Annotated in this window: 24 protein-coding genes, 1 tRNA gene and 1 pseudogene; 10 read left to right on the top strand and 16 right to left on the bottom strand. The window is 52.4% G+C overall.

Annotation, left to right across the window (positions count from 1 at the left end; genetic code table 11):
- Positions 1–59: 59 nt before the first annotated feature.
- The gene (locus PGR29_RS04995; protein WP_316424167.1) at positions 60–1685 is read right to left on the bottom strand and encodes a recombinase family protein; all 1626 of its coding nucleotides are present in this window, start codon (positions 1683–1685) and stop codon (positions 60–62) included.
- A 52-nt stretch (positions 1686–1737) separates the two neighbouring features.
- Between PGR29_RS04995 and PGR29_RS05000 the strand changes: the two are divergent.
- The 4 genes and pseudogenes from PGR29_RS05000 to cmoB all read left to right on the top strand — a co-directional run.
- Positions 1738–2085, top strand: a pseudogene (locus tag PGR29_RS05000) (DUF72 domain-containing protein); the annotation flags it as partial.
- Between the two features lie 53 nt (positions 2086–2138).
- Positions 2139–2534, top strand: coding sequence for an MAPEG family protein (locus PGR29_RS05005; protein WP_015365982.1), 396 nt, complete (start codon positions 2139–2141; stop codon positions 2532–2534).
- A gap of 39 nt (positions 2535–2573) precedes the next feature.
- Positions 2574–3317 carry a carboxy-S-adenosyl-L-methionine synthase CmoA gene (cmoA, locus tag PGR29_RS05010; protein WP_316424168.1) on the top strand — a complete coding sequence of 248 codons (744 nt, stop codon included), beginning with the start codon at positions 2574–2576 and terminating at the stop codon, positions 3315–3317.
- A complete protein-coding gene (cmoB, locus tag PGR29_RS05015; protein WP_316424170.1) occupies positions 3314–4330 on the top strand; it encodes a tRNA 5-methoxyuridine(34)/uridine 5-oxyacetic acid(34) synthase CmoB in 1017 nt (338 codons plus the stop codon). The genes cmoA and cmoB overlap by 4 nt, the downstream gene beginning before the upstream one ends.
- Before the next feature lie 131 nt (positions 4331–4461).
- Here the strand turns inward: cmoB and cutC are convergent, their stop codons facing one another.
- Both cutC and PGR29_RS05025 read right to left on the bottom strand, forming a co-directional pair.
- Positions 4462–5202 (bottom strand): copper homeostasis protein CutC, encoded by a 741-nt coding sequence (gene cutC, locus PGR29_RS05020; RefSeq protein WP_316424171.1) that lies wholly within the window; start codon positions 5200–5202, stop codon positions 4462–4464.
- Between the two features lie 79 nt (positions 5203–5281).
- Positions 5282–5851 carry a VOC family protein gene (locus PGR29_RS05025; RefSeq protein ID WP_087860533.1) on the bottom strand — a complete coding sequence of 190 codons (570 nt, stop codon included), beginning with the start codon at positions 5849–5851 and terminating at the stop codon, positions 5282–5284.
- A 229-nt stretch (positions 5852–6080) separates the two neighbouring features.
- Here PGR29_RS05025 and argS point away from each other — a divergent pair, with 229 nt between their 5' ends.
- Positions 6081–7814 carry an arginine--tRNA ligase gene (gene argS, locus PGR29_RS05030; protein ID WP_113373564.1) on the top strand — a complete coding sequence of 578 codons (1734 nt, stop codon included), beginning with the start codon at positions 6081–6083 and terminating at the stop codon, positions 7812–7814.
- A 79-nt stretch (positions 7815–7893) separates the two neighbouring features.
- On the opposite strand, the gene PGR29_RS05035 is transcribed toward argS, so the two are convergent.
- Together PGR29_RS05035 and PGR29_RS05040 are read right to left on the bottom strand one after the other, a co-directional pair.
- The gene (locus PGR29_RS05035; protein WP_316424172.1) at positions 7894–9033 is read right to left on the bottom strand and encodes a glycoside hydrolase family 88/105 protein; all 1140 of its coding nucleotides are present in this window, start codon (positions 9031–9033) and stop codon (positions 7894–7896) included.
- 4 nt (positions 9034–9037) lie between these two features.
- The gene (locus PGR29_RS05040; RefSeq protein ID WP_032714837.1) at positions 9038–10621 is read right to left on the bottom strand and encodes an MFS transporter; all 1584 of its coding nucleotides are present in this window, start codon (positions 10619–10621) and stop codon (positions 9038–9040) included.
- Positions 10622–10979: 358 nt separating this feature from the next.
- Here PGR29_RS05040 and uspC point away from each other — a divergent pair, with 358 nt between their 5' ends.
- Positions 10980–11402: a universal stress protein UspC gene (gene uspC / locus PGR29_RS05045; protein WP_113373562.1), complete on the top strand. Its 423-nt coding sequence runs from the start codon at positions 10980–10982 to the stop codon at positions 11400–11402.
- Positions 11403–11430: 28 nt separating this feature from the next.
- Here the strand turns inward: uspC and otsA are convergent, their stop codons facing one another.
- From otsA to PGR29_RS05070, 5 genes are all read right to left on the bottom strand, one after another.
- A complete protein-coding gene (gene otsA, locus PGR29_RS05050; protein ID WP_113373561.1) occupies positions 11431–12846 on the bottom strand; it encodes an alpha,alpha-trehalose-phosphate synthase in 1416 nt (471 codons plus the stop codon).
- The gene (gene otsB, locus PGR29_RS05055) at positions 12821–13624 is read right to left on the bottom strand and encodes a trehalose-phosphatase (protein WP_316424173.1); all 804 of its coding nucleotides are present in this window, start codon (positions 13622–13624) and stop codon (positions 12821–12823) included. Before otsB ends, otsA begins: the two co-directional genes overlap by 26 nt.
- A 161-nt stretch (positions 13625–13785) precedes the next feature.
- Entirely contained in the window at positions 13786–14766 is a 981-nt protein-coding gene (gene araH / locus PGR29_RS05060) for an L-arabinose ABC transporter permease AraH (RefSeq protein WP_045390289.1), read from the bottom strand.
- Positions 14767–14780: 14 nt separating this feature from the next.
- A complete protein-coding gene (gene araG, locus PGR29_RS05065; protein WP_087860526.1) occupies positions 14781–16295 on the bottom strand; it encodes an L-arabinose ABC transporter ATP-binding protein AraG in 1515 nt (504 codons plus the stop codon).
- Between the two features lie 61 nt (positions 16296–16356).
- Entirely contained in the window at positions 16357–17337 is a 981-nt protein-coding gene (locus PGR29_RS05070) for an arabinose ABC transporter substrate-binding protein (RefSeq protein ID WP_087860664.1), read from the bottom strand.
- Positions 17338–18114: 777 nt separating this feature from the next.
- On the opposite strand from PGR29_RS05070, the gene PGR29_RS05075 reads away from it, so the two are divergent.
- The gene (locus PGR29_RS05075; RefSeq protein WP_032711938.1) at positions 18115–18618 is read left to right on the top strand and encodes a non-heme ferritin-like protein; all 504 of its coding nucleotides are present in this window, start codon (positions 18115–18117) and stop codon (positions 18616–18618) included.
- A gap of 56 nt (positions 18619–18674) precedes the next feature.
- Here the strand turns inward: PGR29_RS05075 and PGR29_RS05080 are convergent, their stop codons facing one another.
- Positions 18675–18926 carry a DUF2766 family protein gene (locus PGR29_RS05080; protein ID WP_015365964.1) on the bottom strand — a complete coding sequence of 84 codons (252 nt, stop codon included), beginning with the start codon at positions 18924–18926 and terminating at the stop codon, positions 18675–18677.
- A 127-nt stretch (positions 18927–19053) separates the two neighbouring features.
- Between PGR29_RS05080 and PGR29_RS05085 the strand changes: the two genes are divergently transcribed.
- Positions 19054–20478, top strand: a complete 1425-nt coding sequence (locus PGR29_RS05085; protein WP_087860663.1) for an MFS transporter — start codon at positions 19054–19056, stop codon at positions 20476–20478.
- 44 nt (positions 20479–20522) lie between these two features.
- On the opposite strand, the gene PGR29_RS05090 is transcribed toward PGR29_RS05085, so the two are convergent.
- On the bottom strand, positions 20523–21161 hold the full coding sequence (locus tag PGR29_RS05090) for an RpiB/LacA/LacB family sugar-phosphate isomerase (RefSeq protein WP_113373558.1): 639 nt from the start codon (positions 21159–21161) through the stop codon (positions 20523–20525).
- Between the two features lie 384 nt (positions 21162–21545).
- Here PGR29_RS05090 and ftnA point away from each other — a divergent pair, with 384 nt between their 5' ends.
- Complete coding sequence (ftnA, locus tag PGR29_RS05095) at positions 21546–22043, top strand: non-heme ferritin (protein ID WP_015365960.1); 498 nt, start codon at positions 21546–21548, stop codon at positions 22041–22043.
- Between the two features lie 35 nt (positions 22044–22078).
- Here the strand turns inward: ftnA and PGR29_RS05100 are convergent, their stop codons facing one another.
- Positions 22079–22318 (bottom strand): YecH family metal-binding protein, encoded by a 240-nt coding sequence (locus tag PGR29_RS05100; RefSeq protein ID WP_047037243.1) that lies wholly within the window; start codon positions 22316–22318, stop codon positions 22079–22081.
- A 191-nt stretch (positions 22319–22509) separates the two neighbouring features.
- On the opposite strand from PGR29_RS05100, the gene tyrP reads away from it, so the two are divergent.
- Positions 22510–23721, top strand: a complete 1212-nt coding sequence (gene tyrP / locus PGR29_RS05105) for a tyrosine transporter TyrP (RefSeq protein ID WP_113373557.1) — start codon at positions 22510–22512, stop codon at positions 23719–23721.
- Between the two features lie 25 nt (positions 23722–23746).
- Here the strand turns inward: tyrP and PGR29_RS05110 are convergent, their stop codons facing one another.
- The 3 genes from PGR29_RS05110 to PGR29_RS05120 form a co-directional block, all read right to left on the bottom strand.
- Positions 23747–24415, bottom strand: a complete 669-nt coding sequence (locus PGR29_RS05110) for a YecA family protein (RefSeq protein ID WP_015705973.1) — start codon at positions 24413–24415, stop codon at positions 23747–23749.
- Positions 24416–24534: 119 nt separating this feature from the next.
- The gene (locus PGR29_RS05115; RefSeq protein WP_087860523.1) at positions 24535–25101 is read right to left on the bottom strand and encodes a DUF805 domain-containing protein; all 567 of its coding nucleotides are present in this window, start codon (positions 25099–25101) and stop codon (positions 24535–24537) included.
- A gap of 298 nt (positions 25102–25399) precedes the next feature.
- Positions 25400–25486: transfer RNA gene (locus PGR29_RS05120), tRNA-Leu, on the bottom strand.
- Positions 25487–25496: the final 10 nt, after the last annotated feature.

A 25496-nucleotide genomic window follows, 5' to 3' on the forward strand; every position in this document is an offset into this window, starting at 1 on the left:
TCTCACTTAGTCAATCACTGACATTTTAGCCGTTACAAACCTAAATGTAAGTAAACTTTTCACAGAAGTTGATTAGATTGCTCTTCCATCTCTTTCACCCACTCTGGAGCCTCTTCGAACGCTAAGTGTCGCGGCTTGGTAGTGAACCCTTCAAAGTCGAATTCATCACCATCAATCAGCGGTAAAATCTCCATCCACTGAGCACCATCAACCACCCTATCAAGTGGGAAGTTAAGCAGCTTCAAGCCGTTGTGTAAGAAGACATCACACTTTTTTCCAGCCGTGTTAAGTCGGATTTCTTTAATTATCCGTTTGATGATGATTTGAGCCTCTATACGGTCTTTCTTCACGGTTAAATCAAGGTGGCTGATTGTTTCAAGCTGGCTTGATTGCTCTCGCTGGTGAACCTCTGAAACGGACTTTTCAGCATCCTTAATCTGACCATTAAGAACTTTCAAGTCCTTAGCCATTGATTCGGTATCATCTGCCAGCATAGCCAGCTTAATGAGCCTCTCACGCTGTTTCTGAAGCTGTTCTAACTCACTTTGAAGAGCACCAATAGCAGAGCCGTTATCACGATTCAGTGAAAGACGGTTAGTGTTATACAGAAGCCCCTGAACAAGGGCTTTATCAGTTTGTAATCTGCTGAACCCTTTAGCATTACAACGCCCTTCATACTTCATAGAGCATCTGTAGTTACCTGACCGTTTAGCAGTGACACCCGAAACAATGATGATAAACCCACACTCAGAGCACCTGAGAACGCCCTTGAAGAGATTTGTTAGCAAAGGTAGGTCAGAGGAAGGTTTACGCCCTGCCCCCTGTTTAAGCTGCTGTACAGCGTGAAATTGCTGTTCACTGATAATTGCAGGGTAATAATCGGGTATTTCAGATACACCCTTTACAACCATTGATTTAGAAGGAACCTTGACGCCTATCACAGCCTGATTACTTAATAACTCTGTGATAGACGATTGAGACCAGCCACCTTTAACTGGGTTGAATTGGTTGAGAGTGTAGAAGCCCTCTTCATTCATCTGTTTAGCAATTTTGGCATGTGATTTACCTTCTAACCGTAGCTGAAACACACGCTGAACAGCTTTCACATTCTCTGGGATGAATTCAAAGTGTGAACGGTCTTCAGATACTTTTAACCATGCTGCACAGCGCTTAGACATGATTTCACCGTTAGCTGCACGTTCCCTCTTAGCAGCCCATACAGACCTTAAACGGGTTGATTTCATCGCTGATTCTTCATGTGCTCTTTCCATCACCAACATGGCTTTAATCATGGAAAGTGAATCTTTCAGGCTTTCTTTCGTGTACCACTCATTATCAACAAGGGTCACCACTTCAACGCCAGACCTGAGAATCTTTCTAAGCTGTTCCCCTGCTGTGTCGATGTCCTGTCGTGAAACCCTGTCCAGAGATTCGACAAGTAAGACTGAACCCGCTTCAATGTAGCCAGATTCCACAGCGGCTAGAAATTCACCGAAAGCCCCTGACTTAGCATTAGCACCAGAGAAGCCGCTGATACCCAAATCCTGAAAGCGTAATGATTCGTCTAAATAGTAATCAGGATTGCGTTTCAACCAATCGTTTATATACTTTCCTTGACGTTTAGTAGAATCACCAACCGATTGAATTTTTGTAGAAAATCGTATGTATGATATTGCTTTTGGCATGGGGTTTATGATGAGTTGAGAAGAGATTGAACAAGTGTATCATAAGAAAGGTGTAATCCTCGATAGCCGCCCGGTACATAGCGCCGTCGCGCGTAACCCGGCGATGATCGACGCGCAGAAAAAGAAACCCAAAGTGCCGGTTCACGCGGTCATGACCGCGGAGCAGCCGATGGTGCGTTTTATCGGCAGCGATGATATGGCGCAGAATCGCGAATTATTTCGCGTCTGGCTACAGACGCTGCCAAAGTGGCATCAGTCGGCCACGCCGTGGCTGTTTCTGCATACCCCGGATATCGCCCAGGCGCCTGAACTGGTAGATACCTTATGGGAAGATCTACGCGCGGTGCTGCCGGGCGTCGGCGCCGCGCCGTCAATTCCGCAGCAATCCTCGCTTTTCTGATATCCTGCTATGATAGTCGGAGCCACCTGACATAATTAAAGGGAGTTTTGGGTATGGTCAGCGCGCTGTATGCGGTTTTGGGTGCGTTATTGTTAATCAAGTTTTCCTTCGACGTGGTACGTCTGCGCATGCAGTATCGCGTCGGCTATGGAGACGGTGGTTTTAGCGAACTACAGGTCGCCATTCGCGTTCATGGCAATGCGGTGGAATACGTCCCCATTGGGCTTATCTTGCTGCTGTTCATGGAAATGAACGGCGCGCTAACCTGGATGGTGCACGTTTGCGGTATCTTGCTGATTGCCGGACGCCTGATGCACTCCTATGGTTTCCATCATCGCCTGTTCCGCTGGCGGCGTTCCGGAATGAGCGCTACCTGGTGCTCGCTGTTGCTGATGGTGCTGGCTAACCTGTGGTATATGCCCTGGGAGTTGGTTTTCTCCCTGCGTTAGCGCACAATACGCCGTTTTCGTTTTTTCGGGTTTAACGTTATGTCTCACCGCGATACGCTTTTTTCCGCGCCGATTGCCAGTCTCGGCGACTGGACCTTTGATGAACGGGTAGCCGAAGTCTTCCCGGATATGATCCAGCGCTCCGTTCCTGGTTACTCCAATATTATTTCAATGATCGGCATGCTGGCTGAGCGTTTTGTTCAGCCAAATACACAGGTTTACGATCTCGGCTGCTCGCTCGGCGCCGCGACGCTTTCCGTGCGTCGCAATATCGCGCATCCGGGATGCAAAATTATCGCCATTGATAACTCCCCGGCGATGGTAGAACGCTGCCGTCGTCATATTGATGCCTATAAAGCACCGACGCCGGTTGAGGTTATTGAGGGCGATATTCGCCATATCGCCATTGAAAATGCTTCGATGGTCGTCTTGAACTTCACTATTCAGTTCCTCGAACCAAGCGAACGTCAGGCGATCCTTGATAAAGTCTATCAGGGGCTAAATCCTGGCGGCGCGCTGGTGCTTTCCGAAAAATTTAGCTTCGAAGACGCCAACGTCGGCGAACTGCTGTTCAACATGCACCATGACTTCAAGCGCGCCAATGGCTATAGCGAACTGGAAATCAGCCAGAAACGCAGCATGCTGGAAAACGTGATGCTGACGGATTCGGTGGAAACCCACAAAGCGCGTCTGCGCCAGGCCGGGTTTGAACATGCCGAACTGTGGTTCCAGTGTTTTAACTTTGGTTCGTTGGTGGCGGTAAAGTCCGGGGATCGGTCATGATCGACTTCAGTAATTTTTATCAGTTGATCGCGAAAGGGCCGCTCTCCCACTGGCTGGAAACCTTGCCCGCTCAGGTCGCGGCCTGGCAACGCGAAGCGCTACACGGCAAGTTTCGTGAATGGGAACGCGCCGTTGAGTTTCTGCCCGAACTGTCGCCCTGGCGTCTTGATCTATTGCATAGCGTCACGGCGGAAAGCGAAACGCCACTCAGCGAAGGCCACCAGCTGCGAATTGAAAATCTGCTGCGAAACCTGATGCCGTGGCGTAAAGGCCCTTATTCGCTGTATGGCATTAATATCGATACCGAATGGCGTTCCGACCTGAAATGGGAACGCGTGCTGCCGCATCTTTCCGATCTCACCGGTCGTACTATTCTTGATGTCGGCTGCGGCAGTGGTTATCACATGTGGCGAATGATCGGCGCCGGCGCGCATCTGGCGGTCGGTATCGACCCAACTCAGCTGTTCTTATGCCAGTTTGAAGCAGTGCGTAAACTCATCGGCAACGATCAGCGCGCGCACCTGCTGCCGCTCGGCATCGAACAACTGCCGGCGCTGGAAGCTTTTGATACCGTCTTTTCGATGGGCGTGCTGTATCACCGCCGTTCCCCGCTGGATCATCTGTGGCAGCTCAAAGATCAGCTAGCCCCCGGCGGCGAGCTGGTACTGGAGACGCTGGTCGTTGAAGGCGATGAAAATACGGTGCTGGTGCCCGGTGACCGCTACGCGCAAATGCGTAACGTTTATTTCATTCCTTCCGCAGCCGCGCTGAAACAGTGGCTGGAGAAGTGCGGATTCATCGATGTGCGCATTGTTGACACCTGTGTGACCACCAGCGAAGAGCAGCGCCGCACCGAATGGATGACGACGGAATCACTCGCCGATTTCCTCGATCCGCGTGACAGCAGCAAAACGCTGGAAGGTTACCCCGCTCCGCTGCGTGCGGTGATCGTCGCCACTAAACCAGAAACGCAGCAATCGCTGGCCAAAAAAGCGGCCGCGGCCAGGGCGTAATTCACCTCAGCCGACCACTGGTGGCGCTCGCGGGATAAAAAAAGGCCCCTGTTGAAATTGCAGGGGCCTGGTACGGGCAATCATCATATTGGGCGACATGATGTGCAGCAAAAAACGGTCAGCTCCGCGGGTTAACCCCGCGCGGCAGAAATAATCTGTTTCATTTCCGCCACCGCCTCGCCGTTAACGGCATAGCGGCAATATTCATCGGCATCTGCGTCGGTGGACATCGATAACCCCGGATTACGAAAGCGCATCGGCGATGGCAACCACTGCCCCGCGGAACTATGCACCTCTTTGAGGCCTGCCTGCAGAAATTGTTGCATATTGGCAGCCCGCACTCCCGCTCCGGCCATAATGATTGGAGTATCACCCAGGGCAATTAGTTCCATAATTTTTGCAAGACCTTGTTCCGCCGTTGGCCGTTGACCGGAAGTGAGGATCCGAGCAACGCCCAGTTCAGCAAGCGAATGCCAGGCCTGACGCGGGTCGGCACACATATCAAAGGCCCGATGGAAGGTCACCGCCAGCGGCCCCGCCGCCGCCATAATTTTTTGCATGCGGGCGATATCCACCTGGCCGTCAGCATCGAGCACGCCAATCACCAGACCCGCAAAACCCAGATCTCTGACCGTCGCCACATCATCCAGCATGGCGGCAAATTCGCCCTCGGTATAACAAAAATCGCCGCCGCGCGGGCGAATAATCGGATGAACCGGAATCGAGATACTCGCTCGCGCCGAACGCAGCACGCCCAGCGACGGCGTTAATCCGCCCTCCTGCGGCGCGGCGCACAGTTCAATGCGATCGGCGCCGCAACGCTGCGCCTCCAGCGCGCACTCCATGCTATAGCAGCAGACTTCCAGCAACATCGTTCCCTTCTCCATTTTCATTACGGGCAACACAGCATGTCACGATTTATCCTCACAGACGCCGCGCCGCTTCACACTGTTAAGTATCGGATCGCTCGCTGGCGACGATTTGCTCGATCGACCAGGGATGGAATTTAATGGTCACTTTGCCGTCCGTGACCGCCAGCGTCGGGTTCGGCAAACGTTCACGCTCCCCTTTCGGCGCACTGGTTTTCACAAAAATCCCCGGCTGGCTGAGTCCATCATCAGAAAGTAGCGCCAGGGCGCGGGCATTCAGCGTCTCCGGCTCGCCCGGCAGAACGATTTCGATATGCTCCCAGCCTTCGTGCGGGTAACGTTTTTCACCCGGCCAGGGCAACTCCACAACCGTAAAGCGCCAGTGGGCGACACAGATAGGTTCGGCAAGCTTAAATAAGCAAATGGGGCGGCCATTAATGATATTTTCCGATAGTAACGTGCCGCAACGCTCCAGCCCCTGCCGCCAGCGCTCCGCCGTCGTATTTTGATGACAACGCAGCGAAATATGGTCGGCGTCCAGCGGCGCAAGCTCCAATCCCAACCGTTCGGCCAGCGCTTGCAGCGCATCGCTAAAACGCGGTAAATCCGCCGAAATATCATTCAGTTCATCAATTTGCTGCCAGTTCGCCATCTTGCGCCTCGGTGATCGCTAAAAAGGCTAATTTATCCTGTTTCGCCGCCCCGACCAACCGCCAATCCGCGCGCCGGGATGACGAATGGTTATTCATTAAGCGTGCTGATTTTCAACTTGCGCGTGGTGCTGACGGCTGGGCGCAAATGCAGTATACTCCCGCCTTAATTTGTCCATGTTCCGGCGCCGCCCCACAGGGGTTCTCGCGCCTTAAAAGTAAGGTATTCCGGTGAATATTCAGGCTCTTCTCTCAGAAAAAGTCAGCCAGGCCCTGATCGCGGCAGGCGCGCCTGCCGATTGCGAACCTCAGGTCCGCCAGTCAGCAAAAGTTCAGTTCGGCGACTATCAGGCCAATGGCGTGATGGCGGTGGCCAAAAAACTGGGCATGGCGCCGCGACAACTTGCAGAGCAGGTACTGTCTCATCTCGATCTGAACGGCATTGCCAATAAAGTCGAAATCGCCGGACCGGGCTTTATCAATATTTTCCTCGATCCAGCTTTCCTGGCGGAAAACGTCAATCTCGCGCTGCAGTCCGAGCGCCTGGGCGTGGCGAAACCACAGCCGCAGACTATCGTTGTTGACTACTCCGCGCCGAACGTGGCGAAAGAGATGCACGTCGGCCATCTGCGTTCAACCATCATCGGCGATGCCTCGGTACGTACTCTGGAATTCCTCGGCCATCGCGTTATCCGCGCCAACCACGTCGGTGACTGGGGTACCCAGTTCGGGATGCTCATCGCTTATCTGGAAAAGCAGCAGCAGGAAAACGCCGGCGAAATGGCGCTGGCCGACCTCGAAGGTTTCTACCGCGAAGCGAAAAAGCACTATGACGAAGACGAAGCCTTCGCCGAGCGCGCGCGTAGCTATGTGGTTAAGCTGCAGGGCGGCGACGAGTACTTCCTGCAGATGTGGCGCAAACTGGTCGACATCACCATGTCGCAAAACCAGATCACCTACGATCGCCTGAATGTCACTCTGACCCGCGATGATGTGATGGGTGAAAGCCTGTACAACCCGATGCTGCCGGGGATCGTTGCCGATCTGAAAGCAAAAGGCATGGCCGTCGAGAGCGAAGGCGCGACCGTGGTCTTCCTTGATGAATACAAAAACAAAGAAGGCGAACCGATGGGCGTCATCATCCAGAAAAAGGATGGCGGCTACCTCTACACCACTACCGATATCGCCTGCGCAAAATACCGTTATGAAACGCTGCATGCCGACCGCGTGCTCTACTACATCGACTCTCGTCAGCATCAGCATCTGATGCAGGCATGGACTATTGTCCGTAAAGCCGGCTATGTACCGGAGTCCGTACCGCTGGAACATCACATGTTCGGCATGATGCTCGGTAAAGACGGTAAACCGTTCAAAACACGCGCCGGCGGTACCGTAAAACTGGCCGATCTGCTGGACGAAGCGCTGGAGCGCGCACGCCGCCTGGTGGCCGAGAAGAACCCGGATATGCCGGCCGATGAGCTGGAAAAACTGGCCAATGCGGTGGGTATCGGCGCGGTGAAATATGCCGATCTGTCGAAAAACCGCACTACCGATTACATTTTCGACTGGGATAACATGCTGGCGTTCGAAGGTAATACCGCGCCTTACATGCAGTATGCCTATACCCGTGTGCTGTCGGTGTTCCGTAAAGCCGGTATCGACGAAAGCGCGCTGGCTGCCGCGCCGGTAGTTATTAGTGAAGATCGTGAAGCGCAGTTGGCTGCCCGCCTGCTGCAGTTCGAAGAAACGCTGGCCGTCGTCGCCCGTGAAGGTACTCCGCACGTAATGTGCGCCTACCTGTACGATCTGGCCGGTCTGTTCTCTGGTTTCTACGAACACTGCCCGATCCTCAGCGCCGAAAGCGAAGAGGCCCGTAATAGCCGCCTGAAACTGGCGCTGCTGACGGCGAAGACGCTGAAGTTGGGCCTCGATACTCTGGGTATTGAGACCGTAGAGCGGATGTAAAAACAAACCCGGTGAAAGCCGGGTTTGTTTTATTCGTCGCCCCGGTCCGCACAGCGCGGCCGGGGAATCAATGCCGCTATCAGAAATATTTGCGCAGATACTCCGTCAGACAAAGAATCGCCATCGCCTGGCCGTACGGCATCGAGGTGAGCGGAATTTGCCGGTAAAAATCGAGATCGGAGCCCATTCCGGTACCAAACGAGGTTTGCAGCAGTTCCCCCTCTGGTGAAATATTTTGCACAATCCCGCGTATCGCCTTTTCGGCAACCTCGGTGTACTCCGCCCCGACATAACGCTTGCGTATCGCTTTCAGGATGCCGTAAGCGAAGCCCGCCGTCGCCGACGCTTCAAGATAGGAATGCGGATCGTCGAGCAGGGTATGCCAAAGCCCGCTCTCATCCTGACATTTCGCTAACGCGGCAATTTGCGCATTCAGCACCTGTAGCAGATAGCGGCGTACCGCACTGCCCTCTGGCAAATCCACCAGCTCAAGGAAGTCCGGGATAACGATGGTGAGCCAGCTGTTACCTCGCGCCCAGCGCGCACGCGCAAAGTTGTGTCGACCGTCGTAATTCCAGCCGTGGAACCACAGGCCAGTCTCTTTATCCATCAGGTTCTGTACGTGCAGCAAAAACTGATAGGTTGCTTCTTCAATGTACTGCGGACGATTTAGTAATTTACCGATTTTGGCTAGCGGCAGCACCGTCATCATCAGCGTGTCATCCCACATCTGCTGATGGTTCTCTTCCGCCAGGGTAATGTGCTGCATGCCCCCCTGCTCGGTGCGCGGCATCTCATGCATCGCCCACTCGGCCCAGCTATCGAGCCACGGTAGATACTCCTGGCGCCCGGTCTCTTCATAGCGATAAGCCAGCGTCAGAAACGGCGCCATGGTATTGACGTTTTTGGTGGTAGCCCCTTCGGCGAAGCGGTCGGCGAACCAGCCGTCAATGATATCGCGCATCGCGATATCGCCGGTTTGTTGATAATACTGGTAGATGCCGTACAGCCCAACGCCGTGGGTCCATTCCCAACCGGCCCAGCCTTTGGTATCGATGACCCGCCCGTCGTCCAGCCGAAGTAAAAACTGCCCGCTTTCATCCTTAATATTCACCAGGTTTTGCGTCACATTACGGATCAATGCCTGAAGCTCACTGCGAGCGATAAAGCGCTCAGGCTGACGCAATAATGGGCTATGTTTGACCGGCCAAACTTTCATGTTCTTAACCTCTGGTATATGTCGAATTCAAAGTGCCGCCCTGATTCAGCGCCGGGGCGGCAGGTTTATTGCGATTCAGGTAGCCAATGTTGTTATTACCCCACAGGCAGTCGTAAGGCATTCCCGCCAGCATCTCAACTACCGCACGGTTTTCCGCCGTCGCCTGCTCGGGCTGTGCGTAACCGATATCACGCATCACCAGCGTCTCGGCGCGGAGCACACTGTGCGTATGTAAGTTGAGTTTAAAGCGCAGGGAGACCAGGAAGCCGCAGGCCAGCACCACTAAAGTACCGACGCTAAGGATCAACAGAATGGTGTGACTAACGCCTTCCGGCTGAATTTTTTGCCCGGAAACAAAGCCCGATAATTGCATGATGATACCAACCAGCATCACCGCCCCCGCCTGGGATGCTTTGCGGGTCAGCGTCATAATACCGGCGAAAATGCCCTCCCGACGCTGGCCGGTAATGACTTCGTCGACGTCGGCAATATAGGTGTAGGTATTCCACGGCACGTAATTAATGCCGCCGCGCCCCAGGCCCGCGATCGCGGAAATGAGCAGTAATAATGAATAGACGTCGCTCAGCCCCGCGTAATAGAGCACGGCATAAGAGAGAGAGCTCAAACCAAACAACACCACTACCATGCGGTATGAAGGCGCCGGGCCAAAGCGGATGCAGAGCGGGATCATGGCGATAACCGCGATGAACTGGAAGATAGCCATCGTGCCGAGCAGGTTAGAGGCGACAGAGGCGTCCTGCATCAGCACAAAGACCACGTAATAGGTAAACACGGCGTTGAACACGTCCTGCGCGATATAGCCGCCCAGATACATACCAAGATGCTGGCGGAAGATTTTAATGCGCAGCGTAGAGCTGAGTTCAATAAACAGGCGATTAAGACTCTGCGCGAGGGTTAAGTTGCGCTTTTCTTCTTCCGCGCGTAGCGCCGCTTCAGACCACGCTTCCCGCGGGCGTTCCCAGGTGAAAAACCAGACGAAGGTCAGCATTAGCGCGCACAGCACCGAAAAGACCAGGCTTGCGTAAAAAAATGAGCTGGCGTTATCTTTACCTAGTTGGGTGAGCAGGATCCCCGGTAAAAACGAGGCTAAAATCGCCGACATTTGCGCCATGGAAATACGCGCGCCGGAAAATTTGGTTTTCTGTTTGAAATCATCGGTCATCTCCGGCACCAGCGTCTCGTAAGGCACCAGAATCATGGTATAGACAATATCAAACAGCAGATAAGTTGCGAGGTAGTACCAGAATCCCATATCGCCTACCCACATCATTGAGTAGCTAAAAACGCAGGGAATCCCGAGCAAAATAAAAAATTTGCGTCTGCCGAACCGCTTACCCAGCCAGGTAGAGCCAAAGTTATCGGTTAAGAAGCCCATCAGCGGGCTGACGACCGCGTCGAGCACGCGCGCGGTGGCGAAAATGAGCGTCGCCTCAATGGGCGATAGCCCACAGAAGGTGGTGTAAAAATAGAGTAGCCATGCTGCGGTTAGCGCGGTGGTTCCCGCGCCGAGAAAATCGCCGGAACCATAGGCGAGATAATTAGCCAAACCGATTTTTCGTGTTTTCATCGCCGTAAATCCTGTCTCTTTTTTATTAGATAACTTCGGTCTTACCACGGGCTATACCGAAGTTTTGCGGATACATGGCTACAGTAAGATCATGAAAACCGGCTTACCTTTGCATTTTTGCCAGTACCAATCATTCAGTGGCAAAAAAACAAAGGGCCGGGCAACATGCGTCACCGATTTATAAAACAGCGTTTCTTTTAAAGCAAAAGAGGGAATCATTTTTGCGAGTCAGCTGCCAGAATCTGATACCACACGTTCGCAGAAAGGCGTTTTCAACCGCGCGAATACCCCTTGTGGAAAAATGGAATTAGGAGTAAAGAAAGTAGAAAGGTCCCGTTGCGTATCTCAAGGAGGCTAGATGCCCTACTCTCATCTGTTAGTCGCCGTCGCCCCAACGCCGGAAAGCCGCATGTTGGTCAATAAAGCGGTGTCTATAGCACGTCCGTTCAATGCGCAGGTCAGCCTGATCACGCTGGCGACAGATCCGGAGATGTATAATCAGTTCGCCGCGCCGATGATGGAGAATTTGCGTGAGATTATGCAGGAGGAGACACGTAGCTTTCTTAATGAACTCGCCGCCCAGGCGGAGTATCCCATCAGCAAAATGACTATCGCCAGCGGCGAGCTTTGTCATCACGTGAAGGATTTTTGTCGTCAGCATCACGTCGACCTGGTGATCTGCGGCAACCATAACCAGAGCCTGTTTTCCCGCGCGACCTGTTCAGCGAAGAATATCGTCGGCAGCAGCGGAGTCGATGTGCTGTTGGTTTCCCTGGAATAAGCTGATGCCGAAGCATCAGCCGTTTTGACTACGCGGAGGGAGTAACTACGGTTGGCTGCTGGCAGCTATCTTCATGCGACTTTACCCGCTTTAGATCGGCAACAAACTGCGCCTGCCAGTTATCAATATCATTACTCTCGATCGCCTTGAGCATTTTGCCATGGCGAATAATTCGCTCCGCAAGCGGCATCGTAAGTGCGCGATCCAGCGCCGCCGCCACTTCATCGCGATCGTAGGGGTTGACGATGAGCGCGGAAGTCAGTTCATTAGCCGCGCCAGCGAACTGCGATAACACCAGCACCCCTGGGTTTGCGGGATCCTGTGCGGCGACAAACTCCTTGGCTACGAGGTTCATGCCGTCGCGCAGCGGCGTGACAAGCCCCACGTCGGAATAACGAAATACCTTCATGAGCAGTTTGCGATCGAAATGCTGATTCAGATAATACAGCGGCGTCCACCCCAGTTGACCATAGTGGCCGTTGATTCGTCCGGCGGCCGTTTCCAGCTGATGGCGGATATCCTGATACGCCTGAACATCACCCCGCGAAGTGGGCGCTATCTGGGTATAGCGAATTTTCCCACGATGCTGGGGGTAGTTTTCCAATAGCGCCTCGTAAGCCTGAAAACGCTCCGGCAACCCCTTGGAGTAATCCAGCCGCTCAACGGAAAAAATATTCTTAACGCCTTTTAGTTCAGCTTTCAATTGAGCCAACTTCGGCGGCAACGGCCCGCTGGCGCTGCGCGCGACCTCCTGAGGCTCAATGCTTATCGGATAGACGGCAGTACGGAACGTCTTGCCCCAGGCGCGGTATTGCTGATGCCCCACTTCGCATAAGGTGGTTTGCTGGGCGACGCAATCAACAAATGCCTGTCGGTCATTTTCGGTCTGAAAGCCGAGCAAATCATAATCACAAAGCTGTTCAAGAAGCTCCGCATGTGGAGGTAAGGCGTTGAATATTTCAGGCGTCGGGAACGGAATATGCAGGAAAAAGCCGATGCGGTTCTTCACACCGTTTTTGCGTAATTCGCTGGCAAATGGCAACAGATGATAATCATGAACCCAAATCATATCGTCGTCGGCTAGCAGCGGCAGCAGCTTTTGCGCCACGGCAGCGTTAACGCGTAAATAGCCATCCCAGGCCGGACGCTGAAAATTGACTAAGTCGAGACGATAGTGAAAAGCGGGCCATAGCACCGCATTGGAAAATTGATTGTAGTAGAGTTCGTGGTCTTCTTCGCTCAGGTTGAATGAGGCCCAGGAAATATCCCCCTTACTCACCTTCTTCAACGGCTGGTTATCATCGCCGATTTCCCCACTCCAACCAAACCACGTGCCGCCGCTCGCCTTCAGCGCACCTAAAATGCCCACCGCCAGGCCGCCTGCGCTGGCCTTTTTATCATTCGGCGTTGCAATACGGTTAGATACTACGACTAAACGACCCATGGTCATCCCTCCCGTTAGTGAATACATCCAGGCATTGCGTATTGTCGACGACATGACGTAACCACTGATGTACGGCGGCAACATTTGCCAGCCGCCAGCGCGCCTGTGTGTCGCCTTGTCCAACTTTTATCGATATTCCGCCTAATTGATTAACCATAGTAAAACCCGCCTCATCAGTCAGGTCATCGCCGATAAATACCGGCGTTCGTCCCGCAAAAGGCGCTTCCCGCATAAACGCGGCAATCGCTTCACCTTTGTTGATGCCACGCGGCTTGATCTCTACGACACACTTCCCTTGCTGAATGGCCAGAATCGGATAACGATGTACGATTTCCTGCGCCAATGCCAGGATGGCGCTCTGGTGTTGTGGCGCCTGGCGATAGTGCAGCGCAAAAGCGATGCCTTTATCTTCCAGTTCACTGCCAGGCAACGTCTGGAGCGCCGACGTTAATGCTTCGCCGACTTCACGGCTGAGCGCCGGCGGTAGTGATACGTCATGTCTTTTTCCATTGATATCGCGGCGTTCAGCCCCGTGGACGCCGGCAAGCGGTAATCGCCAGTGACGGGTAAGTGCATCGAGCTCTGCGAGTGAGCGCCCTGAAATCAATGCCACAGCGTCATGTTGCTGCTGTGCCAGTAATCGCAACATCTGAAGGACGTCTTCGGGGATAACAACCTGATCGGGATGAGGTTTGATATCGGCAAGCGTGCCGTCAAGATCCAGAAAAAAAGCGTGGTTTCCGGTTAGCTCAGGCGGTACAGATATCTGGTCAGCCACCCTGTGTTCCTCCTTATCATGGCCAGCGTTATGCTGGTTGTTAACTAATTGTTAGCCATGTAAGTATAGACAGTGTGACCAGCCTCGCCATTTTTGATAGTCACCGCCAGCGCAGCGGGCGCCGGCGGGACATTAGGAGTAGACTTAAAAGTTGCGCGCAATTAATGCGAACGTTTCGCTTTTTGCTTGTAACGGTCGAAGATAACCGCTGCCAGCAATATTACCCCGCGGACCACATATTGCGAGAATGGCGAGATGTTCAGCAGGTTCATCGCATTCTCCACGGTACCCAGGATCAGGATCCCGGCCACCACATAAGAGATCTTACCGATCCCGCCTTTTAGCGAGACGCCGCCCAGGACACAGGCCGAGATCACAATCAGTTCATAACCAATTGAGGTCATAGGCTGCCCGCTGGTCATGCGCGAAGCCAGGATAATCCCCGCCGCCGCCGATACCAGACCTGAAAGAACAAAGATGATGATCTTGGTACGAACAACCGGCACCCCCGCCAGGCGCGCCGCCTCTTCATTGCCCCCTATGGCCAGCGTGTTGCGGCCAAAGGTGGTTTTATTCAGTAGCAGCCCAAAGACGATCAGGCAGGCAACCGTCAGCCAGATAGGCGCCGGCAGACCAAGCCAGTTGGCATAACCCAGGGTGAAGAAACGTTCATCCTCAATGCCAACCGCTTTACCATCGGAAATAATATAGGCCAGCCCGCGGACGATTTGCATGGTAGCCAGAGTTGTGATTAGCGCGTTGATTTTCAAACGCGCAATAACAAAACCATTCACCAGCCCGCTGACCGCCCCCAATAGTAATCCGGCGGCAATACCAATCCACAGACTTTCGGTGAGATTAATAACGACTGCTGTCGTCACACCGGCACAGGCAATGACCGAAGCGACTGACAAATCAAAATCCCCGGAGGCCAGGCAGAACAACATACCGCAGGCCACCATTCCCGACATGGAAATCGCCAGCCCCAGCCCTTTCATATTGACGAAAGAGGCAAAGTTAGGAACAAAGATCACGCAGCCGATGAACAACACGGCGAAGACCACCAGCATACCAAACTGATCCCAGATTCGGCCGAAGCTGAAAGAGGATCGTGCGGCGCTGGGCGTAGTTACAGATGACATCATTCACTCCTTAATCAGGCTACGGCCTGGCTGACTTTAGGCATCGCAAGGCTCAGCGCCTGCTGTTCATTCGCGTCTTCATGCAGCAATTCACCGGCCACTTCACCTTCGCGCATGACGACGATGCGGTCAGCGACGCCGAGCACCTCTGGCAGGTCGCTGGAGGCAAAAACGACCGCCACGCCAGAAGCCGCCAGCGCATAGATAACGTTGTAGATTTCATGCTTTGCGCCAACATCGATGCCGCGGGTCGGTTCATCAAGCAGGATGACCTTCATCTCTTCCGACAACCAGCGACCAAGAATAGCCTTCTGCTGATTACCACCGGATAGATTCATAATTAACTGTTCAGCTCCTGGGGTTTTGATATTGAGCGATTTGATATGCTGTTCGGCATTACTCGCTTCCCAGGCGTTGTTAATCAGGCAGCCGGCATGAATATGCTTACGTCGCGCGCTGATATTGATGTTGTCGCGCACCGAATGTACCGGAATGATGCCCTCGGCTTTGCGATCCTCCGGACACAGCATCATTCCCGCCTGAATCGCCTGCGCGGGTTTGCGAATGTTTATCGCCTGACCGTCGATATAGACCTGACCGCCGGTAATTCTGCTGCCGCCAAACAGCCCTTTCATTAATTCACTGCGTCCGGCCCCGACCAGACCGAACAAGCCGACGATTTCGCCGCTGCGTACCGATAAACTGATCGGCATTCTGACGCCTGGCGCTTTAACCTGATCCAGTCGTAACCGCTCGCTGCCATATTCACGCGCTTTCCAGCCGTAGATATCGCCAAGATTGCGCCCTACCATCGCTTGCACGAGGGCATCGTGATCCACCAGCCGCATGTCATCGAAGGTGCGCACGTAGCGGCCATCTTTAAACACGGTAATGGCATCGCTGAGGGCGAAAATTTCCTCCATACGGTGCGAGACGTAAATAATCACCCGCCCTTCTTCACGCAGTTCGCGGATGACGCGAAACAAATTGTCGATTTCGCGTGCAGAGAGTGAGCTGGTAGGTTCATCGAAAGCGATGATCTTCGCGTTACGCGCCAGCGCCTTGGCGATCTCTACCATCTGCCACTGGCCGATCGACAAATACTTCAGCGGCGTTTCCGGGTCGATATCCAGCCCCAGATGCTCCAGCTGCAGCCGCGCTTCATAGTTCAGCAATGACCGGTTCACAATGCCGCCTTTATGCGGCAACTGGCCCAGATAGATATTCTCCGCCACGGTCATTTCCGGGATCAGATGAAGTTCCTGATAAATAATCGCTACGCCAGCATTCAGCGCAGCGGTAGTATTCGTGAATGCCATTTGCTGGCTATCAATTTGCAAATGCCCGGCGGTTGGAATGTAATTACCGCTGAGAATTTTTAAGAGAGTGGACTTCCCGGCGCCGTTTTCACCCATCAGCGCATGGATCTGCCCGCGATAGCAGTCAAAGCTAATGTCAGACAGTGCTTTAACGCCCGGGAACGTCATGGTGATACCGCGAAATGAGAGATAAGGGGTAGATTGTTGCATAACGACTCCGCTCAACTACGCATAACCTCCCGCCAGCGCGGGAGGCAGAATGAACCCGGCCTTACAGCCCTTTCTTAGCCAACTCTTGCTTAAAGTTGTCGCGGGTAATCAGCACCACGTCCGTCACGGCGGTAAATTTCGGCGGCTCGGTACCTTTGGTCACCCAGTTGTAGAGCATCTCACTAGTTTTATAGCCATGGATATCCGGGCTTGGCAGCAGAGAACCATAGAACCCTGTCGGCTGGGCTTTCGAAAGCTCGTTCACCGCGTCGACGCCGTTAATACCGATGCCGATAACATCCGGCGCTTTAAAGCCCTGGCCTTCAGTTGCCCGTACGCCGCCCAGCACGGTGTTATCGTTCATACCAACAATTAACCAGTGTTTCACCTGCGGATGCTGAACCAGCATGGAGTTGCCAGCATCGAAGGCACCTGGGATATCATTGGATTTGGTTGGCACGCGATAGATCTGTTTTTCCGGGAACCCCGCTGCTTTCAGTGCGTCAATCGAGCCGGTGGTGCGGCGGCGGGCAGTATCCAGTTCATCGGCGGTAATCGCCATCACGCCGGTATCTTTCACGTCCCAGCCGCGTTTTTGCATCTCTTTATACAATTCCTGCCCCTGACGAGCGCCGATTTCGCTGGCGGCCATCATAACCAGCGGCACGCTCTCCATCGGCTTACCTTTGGCATTAACAAACTGATCGTCGACGGTGATAACTTTCATGTCATAGCCGCGAGCCTTGGCAACAATCGCCGCCCCCAGTTTTGGGTCCGGGGTGCAGATGACAAATCCCTTCGCGCCGCTGGCGGCGAGGCTGTCGATTGCATTAAGCGTTTTTTCACCATCTGGCACCGCGATTTTAATCACCTCAAAGCCCAAATCCTTGCCGGCTTTATCAGCAAATTTCCACTCGGTCTGGAACCAGGGCTCCTCTGGCTGCTTCACCAGGAAACCGAGCTTGAGGGTTTCAGCCATAGCTGATTGTGACATAACCGCCGCGAGACCAATGGCCGCCAGCGCTTTAGTAAATTTGTGCATGGTAAACTCCAGCTTTAATTCGCTTTTCTGTAGGGAAAAATCGGACTTAAATTTTTTATCAGTCTTAAAACAAGGCATTAGAAAAAACGCAATCAACATTGCCGTTGTTAAAATAGTTTTAACTGGAAATTATTTATCCATACGAGAGCGTCATCACACCGCAGAATTACAGTAATTGCGTACATAAATTCAGCAAAAAATGACATAAAAAAAACGCTAATTGTCAGACAATTAGCGTTATGTGTGGCACAATAGTCCATATCACCAGCAGACTTATCCTTGTGGGTTCGCTAACGCCATCCCGGGCTACTCTACCCTTCTATTCTCCGTCAGCTTATACGTTATTCTTCCACTTCTAACAAAAAATGATCTATCACAAGTTCATTATCATCTCGCTATTTCCGAATAATGAATAAGCTATGATCGATATATGAATTTACCGTTAAATCACCTTCATTAATACAAATTAACTAGCTCTACGAACTATTAAATATAACCATTTAAATTCAATGTGTTACGATTTAAAAACCACAAAAAAGACAATAAAAACAAGCAGTAAAACTGATGTTGTAACAAATCGTAAATAACGCATGTTGAGAGTTTTCTTATTCGACATCTAAGGGTATTCTTGATGTATCGGCAGATATAAATAAATAGTCACGTGCAAATGGAATGCACCGTTTTTATTTCCTGCCTATTGCGTTGCGCTTGCAAAACTCGCCTGTGAGGCGATGGTAGCGCGTCATACTTCCCATGCGGATAAATAAGGATATTGTTATGGCAGTTCCAGGAATGGTTCAGAAATTAAATACCCAGATTAATCTCGAGTTTCACGCATCAAATGTTTATCTACATTTAGGCGAATGGTGCGCGCAGCAGCGTCTCAACGGCACCGCTACCTTCTTGCGTACCCGAGCTCAATCAAGCGTGACGTTAATGATGCAGGTTTTTGACTATATGAAAAAGGCCGGCGCCTGGCCAATTGTCAAAGCCGATGAAAGCTATCCCCCGCAATGCACAACGCTTGAAGAAGTGTTTGCCAAAACCCTTGAAGAGTATCAGCAACGTAGCAGCATGCTGTCCGGTCTGGCGCAGGAAGCCAAAGCGCAGCGCGATGACACGACGTGGCGTTTTTTGACGCTGCTGGAGAAAGAGCAGCAGCAAGATGGGCTGTTACTACAAACCGTTCTTGAAGAAATACGGACTGCTGATAAAGCCGGGCTCGGTATGGAGCAAACGGACCGCCGACTTCTCAATCTCATCTCGCCTCAACAGCACTAATTGAATCTGGCCGTTTCAGACTGGAACGGCCAGGCAATCAACTTCTCAGAGATAATCTAGTGCGCTTCACCCTGCGGGGTAAACTTCAGCTCAATCAGCGCAATTGCTTTTTGCACTGCGCGCAGCGTCACCGGATCCGCCGAAGCAGGGTTACTCGCAAAATCAATCGCTTTTAACTGCGTCGCCATTTTTTCGCGCACCTCGACCGGGGCGATAACGTCAATCACATCGAGGATCTGTTTGATGACCAGCTGGCATGCGACGACATCGGATACCAACTCATCTTGTTCAGTGAAAGGTTGAGACATTTTTTACTCCTATTTTCAGGAGCGTAATAGTAACCTAAATCGCACCAGATAAAAAAACATGTGCGGGAGCGGCGAAAAGAAAACGTACCGCAAAGATACTTATTCACTTTGCTATGGCAACGAATCAATGGGTACAACAACAATTACGCCGAAAAAAGGCGCTTTTTCCGCCCCGGCATTATTGGTGGCTGGCGCTTTCTTTATGGAGTTTCTCGATGGCACGGTCATCGCTACCGCCCTGCCTGATATGGCGAAGGAGTTTGGCGTAGCGGCGGTCGCGCTCAATATTGGCATCAGCGCCTACCTGATCACCCTCGCGGTGCTGATCCCGGCCAGCGGCTGGATTGCTGACCGCTTCGGCGCGCGGAAAGTGTTTACGCTGGCACTCGCCATTTTTACCCTCGCCTCCGTTTTCTGCGGTTTATCGCGCAACCTCGAAAGCTTTGTGACAATGCGCATTCTACAGGGCGTCGGCGGCGCGCTAATGGTCCCCGTCGGGCGACTGGCGGTGTTGCGCACCACGCCCAAAGATCAGCTCATCAAAGCAATCGCCACGCTAACCTGGCCGGCGTTGGTCGCACCGATAATCGGCCCGCCGCTCGGGGGCTTCATTACCAGTTACGCCAGCTGGCACTGGATCTTTTTTATTAACGTTCCGCTCGGGCTACTGGCGATGGCGCTTTCGCTACGCATCATTCCCAATATCCGTGAAGAAGAACGTCGCCCTTTCGATCTACCCGGTTTTGTGGCGACATCATTGGCAATGATAAGCCTGGTGGCGGCGATGGAACGACTCGGCGACCAACAGCCGCAAAGCTGGCAAACGCTGGCGCTATTGGCGACGGGTATTGGATGTATGGCTTTTGCGCTACGTCATTTCCGCCGCGCCGCCTGGCCAATGGTACGGTTGGACGCTCTGCGGGTTCCTACTTTCCGGGTAACCATGTACGGCGGTTCACTATTTCGCGCCTCGATAAGCGCCGTCCCGTTTCTGCTTCCGCTACTATTCCAGGTAGGGTTCGGTATGGATGCTTTTCATTCCGGGCTACTGGTGCTGGCCGTTTTTGTCGGCAATCTCACTATCAAGCCCGCAACTACGCCGCTCATCCGCTGGTTGGGGTTTCGCCGCTTATTGCTGATTAACGGTGCGCTGAATGTCGCCTCGCTACTTGCCTGCGCGCTGTTAACGCCGCAAACGCCGGTATGGCTGATAATGTTGATCCTCTATCTTGGCGGGGTGTTCCGTTCCATCCAATTTACCGGCGTCAGTACGCTCGCTTTTGCCGACGTTCCTTCCGCCCAGATGAGTTATGCCAATACGCTGTTCAGCACCGCTTCACAGCTGGCGGTTGGGCTCGGAATCACTCTCGGCGCTATCGGCATTCGCATCGGTGAACAGTTGAGCGAGTGGTTTAACCTGACGACGCTACCGGGAATTGATTTCCGTTTGGCGTTTGTCTTTATCGCGCTGATCTGTTTGATAGGGATGATTGATACGCTGCGACTTACGCGAGATGCCGGTAGCACGGTATCCAGTAAAGCACGACCATAACAAACAGGCCCGCATATTGATGCAGGCCTGTTTGAAAAGCCCTATTAGCCTATAATCTGGCGTACGAAAGCTTCGATTTCTTTATCCTGGCAGTTTTCGAAGAAGCATTGCTGGAACCGCGGCCCGGAAACGGCGGTTTTTACCAGTTCCGGATCGATAGCTCGTAAGGTATCAAGATAATTTTCTTTCACCACCGCCGCTTTCACTTTATTCAGAATCCCAGCATTGCGAACCTGCGGCTCTTTACGTTCCGGCGGATAGCCCTCGCCATTACGGCCGGTGAAGGCCTTCTCGAAGATAAAGCGCACGTTAAGCTCCGCCCCCCAGCCAAAGCCTTTAGCAAAAGGCAGCGACAACGCGTTACCGTTGTTGATTTGGGCAAACAGGAAGGCATCCGCCGGGTCAATACAATAACCACAGACTACTCCGGGATGGATGTTCAACGACATCAGCGCCCCCTGCCCGGTTCCACAACCGGTCACCACAAAATCGACCGCTTTGGAATTCAGCAGGATGCTGGCCATGATACCCAGATGGATATAGGTGAGATGATGATCCTGTTCATCGCTCATTCCTACGTTGTAAACCGGGAAGCCTTTTTCATCGGCAACGGCATTAAGCTCGTTGAGAATGATAGCATTTTTGCTGGCCTGGCTGTTTTCCATCATCAGTGCGATTTTCATGCTGAACTCTCCTGAATACTGTCCGGGCGCTGCCCGATATGTGTTAGCGTTATCAGGACTCTACTACTTCATAAATGCTTTTTCAAACTTTATGAAAAGGTGTTTTATAAAAAGCATGACGCTTCACACTTCCAGCCTCACTCGGCCCGACCCTACCGTTCCATGTTCACACCACTTAATATTTGTAGTTTCTCTTTGCGCGATAATTTACGAAATAAATATCAAATTAAAACCATTCTCATTTATTATTATATTGCCAATGCGTTTTATTCCCATTTGCATTTTTACTAATTGATTTTTTTAATTTACTTTTTGCAAATAAATTACTAACAAATTATAGTGATGGCACAATATGATTTAATCTTTATTTCCGGAGTGGACGCCATGCTGAAAGCAGAAATGATCGAAAAACTTAATGAGCAAATGAATCTTGAGCTTTATTCTTCTTTGCTTTATCAGCAGATGAGCGCATGGTGCAGCTACCATAGCTTTGAAGGTGCAGCCGCCTTTCTCCGCCGCCACGCGCAGGAAGAAATGACGCACATGCAGCGCCTGTTCGACTATTTGACCGATACCGGCAGCCTGCCGCGCATTAATGCCATTAGTTCGCCGTTTGCCGAATATGCTTCGCTGGATGAACTGTTCCGCCAGACCTATGAACATGAACAGTTAATTACGCAAAAAATTAATGAACTGGCGCATGCGGCAATGACCAACCAGGATTACCCGACCTTTAATTTCCTGCAATGGTACGTAGCAGAACAGCATGAAGAAGAGAAATTATTCAAATCTGTTATTGATAAACTGACCCTTGCCGGTAAAAGCGGTGAAGGCTTGTACTTTATCGATAAAGAACTGGCAACCCTCGATACGCAAAACTAATTCCCACAGGGGCGGCCTCCCCGGCCGCCGCGCGCTCAATGACGGCAAATTTTACTCTCGCTGGTATTGAAACCCTCTTCAACTGCGATGAATTTTCCTTTCCGCTGCAAAAACGTCACCAGTTGCGCCGCGTCCAGATCCTGCGCCGAACAGGTGTGAAAGCGGGCATCTTCGCCAAATTGTCTCTTAATGGCCGCTTCGAGACTGGCAACGCTGTACGACTCGCCCGATGCGATCATCATCTGCAGTACTTCATGACCATGAATAGATGACATAACTCCTCCTGTAAAGCGTGCAGCATATATCAGCATGCGCCTGGCGGCTTTGCGCCAACGCAGCCTTTTCTGCCCCCATAAATGTAAAGATATAATTACACCACTTGTAACCATCATTTGACGAAATCACTCATTTCACATACTCTGCGCGACATAATTATTCGTTCATTCCTTCATAGATAGAGAAAAGCGTGAAGAACCGCACTCTGGGTAGTATTTTAATCGTTGCCGGTACCACCATTGGCGCCGGTATGTTGGCGATGCCGCTCGCTTCAGCGGGAGTCGGTTTTGGCGTCACCCTGGTATTACTGATCTCGCTGTGGGCGCTGATGTGCTACACCGCCCTGCTGCTGCTGGAGGTTTATCAACATGTCCCTGCGGATATGGGATTAGGCTCACTGGCGGCGCGCTATCTCGGCCGTTACGGTCAATGGATTACCGGTTTCTGTATGCTGTTTCTGATGTATGCGCTAACGGCGGCCTACATCAGCGGCGCTGGAGAGCTGCTGGCCTCCAGTCTTAATCAGTGGCTGAACTGGAGCCTACCGCCTTCTGCTGGCGTATTGCTCTTTACCGGCATTGGCGGCGCGGTGGTGTGCATCGGTACTTCTCTGGTCGATCTGTTTAACCGCTTTTTATTTAGCGCCAAAATTATCTTCCTCGCGGTGATGCTGGTGCTGCTGCTGCCCCATATTCACCAGATAAATCTTCTGACGCTGCCGCTACAGCAGGGCCTGGCGCTATCCGCTATTCCGGTGATTTTCACCTCGTTTGGTTTTCACGGTAGTATTCCCAGCATCGTTAGCTACCTGAATGGCGATATTCGCAAACTGCGCCGCGTGTTTATCATCGGTAGCTTTATTCCGCTGGTAGCCTACATCTTCTGGCAACTCGCCACGCTTGGCAGCATTGACTCTCCGGCCTTTACCGCCGTGCTGGCGAAGAACTCCGGCCTGAACGGCCTGCTGGCAGCGATCCGCGATGTTGTCGCCTCGCCGCATGTAGAGGTGGCGGTACATCTGTTTGCCGATTTCGCCCTGGCGACGTCTTTCCTCGGCGTCGCACTGGGTTTGTTTGATTACCTTGCTGATTTGTTCCAACGTAAAAATACGCCTGCCGGGCGTGTTCAGAGCGGCGTCATCACTTTCCTGCCGCCGCTGGCGTTCGCCCTGTTTTATCCGCAAGGTTTCGTGATGGCGCTGGGGTACGCCGGCGTGGCGCTCGCCGTACTGGCGCTGATGCTGCCATCATTGTTGGTAATGAAGAGCCGAAAACTGCACCCGCAGGCGACATGGCGTGTACCGGGCGGCTCGATTGCGCTATGGCTGGTATTGGGCTGTGGAGTGGCGATTGTGGCCATTCAATTCGGCATTGTGGCGGGATTACTCCCCGCGGTGGGATAACAAAAGGGGCCATTTGGCCCCTTTTTTATTTAGCTAAGCAACACTGCTTATACTTTTTGCCGCTGCCGCAGGGGCAAGGATCATTACGCCCCACCTTGGTCTCATTTCTTACCGGTTGCTGCACGGCCGTCGGCTGAGCATTTTCCATCCAGTAATTATATAAAGCCAGCGCAGCGGGCTTGATGCTATCAACGCTTTCGACAAATTCATCCGCGGTCAGCGTATCGAGCGCTTCGAAACGTTCTTCCGTTCCGTGCAGCGCAATGGCATCGAGCTGTGGCTGCAGTTCTGCAGGTAACGTCGACCAGTCGCACAGCGCAACGCCACGCATATAGCCAAAGCACCACTCTTCAACGATGGTCAGCTCCTGGCCTTCAAACTCGCGGGTACCGAACAGGGGGTCAAATTGCTCCGGGTAGTCGGCCAGACGTTCGGCGATGTCGCTCATATGCTGCAGCGTCAGGTTGACGAAACGATCGCGTTCACGATCGTTAGCCCAGCGCGGCACGTTATCCGCTCCACCCCAGATAGCCAGCAGCCACTGCGCGGGTTCGATTTCACTCGGCCCGGATAAGATAGCCGTCAACAGACCGTCAAGTTCAGAGACATCAAGGATGGCGCCTTCAGTGGCATATTTCGACAGGATCTCATCCAGCCACTCAAGTTCACTTTCGTTCAGGGGTCCGGTTTTCATTACAGGCTCATGATGGTAGAAAAATGGCGCTTACAGTAGCGAAAATGGGAGGAGAAAACCACCCGCTCTCGCTCACACAGGTGAATTTATTAACGCCGGCAGACCCGGCGGCGCATCAATTACATATCTTTAATGATATTAGCACGCATCACTTCGTATTCACTTGCGCTTATAACGCCCTCATCGAGCATTTTCTTAGCCTGTGCCAGGCGCTCTCTGACATCATCCGCGGCAGAACTCTTGCCCATCGTATTACCGCCGCTGTTGTCATCGTTCTGTTCATCACCAAAGCGATTACTGCCAATGGTGCCACGGGTGAAAATCATCCAAATCGACATTATCAACGCGGCCAGGCCACCCAGCGCGATCACCCATACCCATACTGCGGCTCTGCCCTCTTCGACAGTGGCGGCAATGCCAATCAGGCCAATTAGCATAATGCCGTACGGCGCCAGCAACCACCAGCCGGATTTGTTGAGATCGTGCAAACGACGCACCGCAACCGCGATCCCCGGAATGATAATAATTAACCCGAAGATACCGCCAACGACGGGGATCAATCCCAGGATCGCGGACAATATAAAGTTAGCAATGGTAAAAACCACATATTCCTGGCGCGCGGAGCGGCCGCGGAAAGTGGCGTATTTTCGAAAACAGTTCCCGTAGCTTTCAAGCAACGTGGCCATAAGATCCCTCATATATAATTATCATTGCCATTAAGGCGTCACATACCCAAAGGATATCAATACAGCGTTAACATTAACGTCAGTGATATATTACCTTAAATGGTTTGCAAATTTCCTGATAAAAATAGGTAAGGGAAACGCGGTAGATTTCAGCGTATTCATGACCGATTTATAGCGCTCAAAGCCTAACTCGGCTGGTGGGAAGGATGTCAAAAAAGGACAATTCAGAAATGAAAAAACCACCCGGAGGTGGTTTCACGACACTGCTTATTGCTTTGATTATTCTACTTTATCCCAATGGTACCCGGAGTGGGACTTGAACCCACACAGCGCGAACGCCGAGGGATTTTAAATCCCTTGTGTCTACCGATTCCACCATCCGGGCTCGGGATATA

It is taken from the genome of Klebsiella sp. 141203 (genome assembly GCF_032601985.1).
GTDB classification, from domain to species: Bacteria; Pseudomonadota; Gammaproteobacteria; order Enterobacterales; family Enterobacteriaceae; genus Klebsiella; species Klebsiella aerogenes.

What these genes read in the sequence shown, in the direction of transcription:
- PGR29_RS04995 (WP_316424167.1), bottom strand. Translation starts at nt 1,685, where the DNA reads ATGCCAAAAGCAATATCATACATACGATTTTCTACAAAAATTCAATCG.
- PGR29_RS05005 (WP_015365982.1), top strand. Translation starts at nt 2,139, where the DNA reads ATGGTCAGCGCGCTGTATGCGGTTTTGGGTGCGTTATTGTTAATCAAG.
- cmoA (WP_316424168.1), top strand. Translation starts at nt 2,574, where the DNA reads ATGTCTCACCGCGATACGCTTTTTTCCGCGCCGATTGCCAGTCTCGGC.
- cmoB (WP_316424170.1), top strand. Translation starts at nt 3,314, where the DNA reads ATGATCGACTTCAGTAATTTTTATCAGTTGATCGCGAAAGGGCCGCTC.
- cutC (WP_316424171.1), bottom strand. Translation starts at nt 5,202, where the DNA reads ATGTTGCTGGAAGTCTGCTGCTATAGCATGGAGTGCGCGCTGGAGGCG.
- PGR29_RS05025 (WP_087860533.1), bottom strand. Translation starts at nt 5,851, where the DNA reads ATGGCGAACTGGCAGCAAATTGATGAACTGAATGATATTTCGGCGGAT.
- PGR29_RS05035 (WP_316424172.1), bottom strand. Translation starts at nt 9,033, where the DNA reads ATGAAAGTTTGGCCGGTCAAACATAGCCCATTATTGCGTCAGCCTGAG.
- PGR29_RS05040 (WP_032714837.1), bottom strand. Translation starts at nt 10,621, where the DNA reads ATGAAAACACGAAAAATCGGTTTGGCTAATTATCTCGCCTATGGTTCC.
- uspC (WP_113373562.1), top strand. Translation starts at nt 10,980, where the DNA reads ATGCCCTACTCTCATCTGTTAGTCGCCGTCGCCCCAACGCCGGAAAGC.
- otsA (WP_113373561.1), bottom strand. Translation starts at nt 12,846, where the DNA reads ATGGGTCGTTTAGTCGTAGTATCTAACCGTATTGCAACGCCGAATGAT.
- araH (WP_045390289.1), bottom strand. Translation starts at nt 14,766, where the DNA reads ATGTCATCTGTAACTACGCCCAGCGCCGCACGATCCTCTTTCAGCTTC.
- araG (WP_087860526.1), bottom strand. Translation starts at nt 16,295, where the DNA reads ATGCAACAATCTACCCCTTATCTCTCATTTCGCGGTATCACCATGACG.
- PGR29_RS05070 (WP_087860664.1), bottom strand. Translation starts at nt 17,337, where the DNA reads ATGCACAAATTTACTAAAGCGCTGGCGGCCATTGGTCTCGCGGCGGTT.
- PGR29_RS05075 (WP_032711938.1), top strand. Translation starts at nt 18,115, where the DNA reads ATGGCAGTTCCAGGAATGGTTCAGAAATTAAATACCCAGATTAATCTC.
- PGR29_RS05080 (WP_015365964.1), bottom strand. Translation starts at nt 18,926, where the DNA reads ATGTCTCAACCTTTCACTGAACAAGATGAGTTGGTATCCGATGTCGTC.
- PGR29_RS05085 (WP_087860663.1), top strand. Translation starts at nt 19,054, where the DNA reads ATGGGTACAACAACAATTACGCCGAAAAAAGGCGCTTTTTCCGCCCCG.
- PGR29_RS05090 (WP_113373558.1), bottom strand. Translation starts at nt 21,161, where the DNA reads ATGAAAATCGCACTGATGATGGAAAACAGCCAGGCCAGCAAAAATGCT.
- ftnA (WP_015365960.1), top strand. Translation starts at nt 21,546, where the DNA reads ATGCTGAAAGCAGAAATGATCGAAAAACTTAATGAGCAAATGAATCTT.
- PGR29_RS05100 (WP_047037243.1), bottom strand. Translation starts at nt 22,318, where the DNA reads ATGTCATCTATTCATGGTCATGAAGTACTGCAGATGATGATCGCATCG.
- PGR29_RS05110 (WP_015705973.1), bottom strand. Translation starts at nt 24,415, where the DNA reads ATGAAAACCGGACCCCTGAACGAAAGTGAACTTGAGTGGCTGGATGAG.
- PGR29_RS05115 (WP_087860523.1), bottom strand. Translation starts at nt 25,101, where the DNA reads ATGGCCACGTTGCTTGAAAGCTACGGGAACTGTTTTCGAAAATACGCC.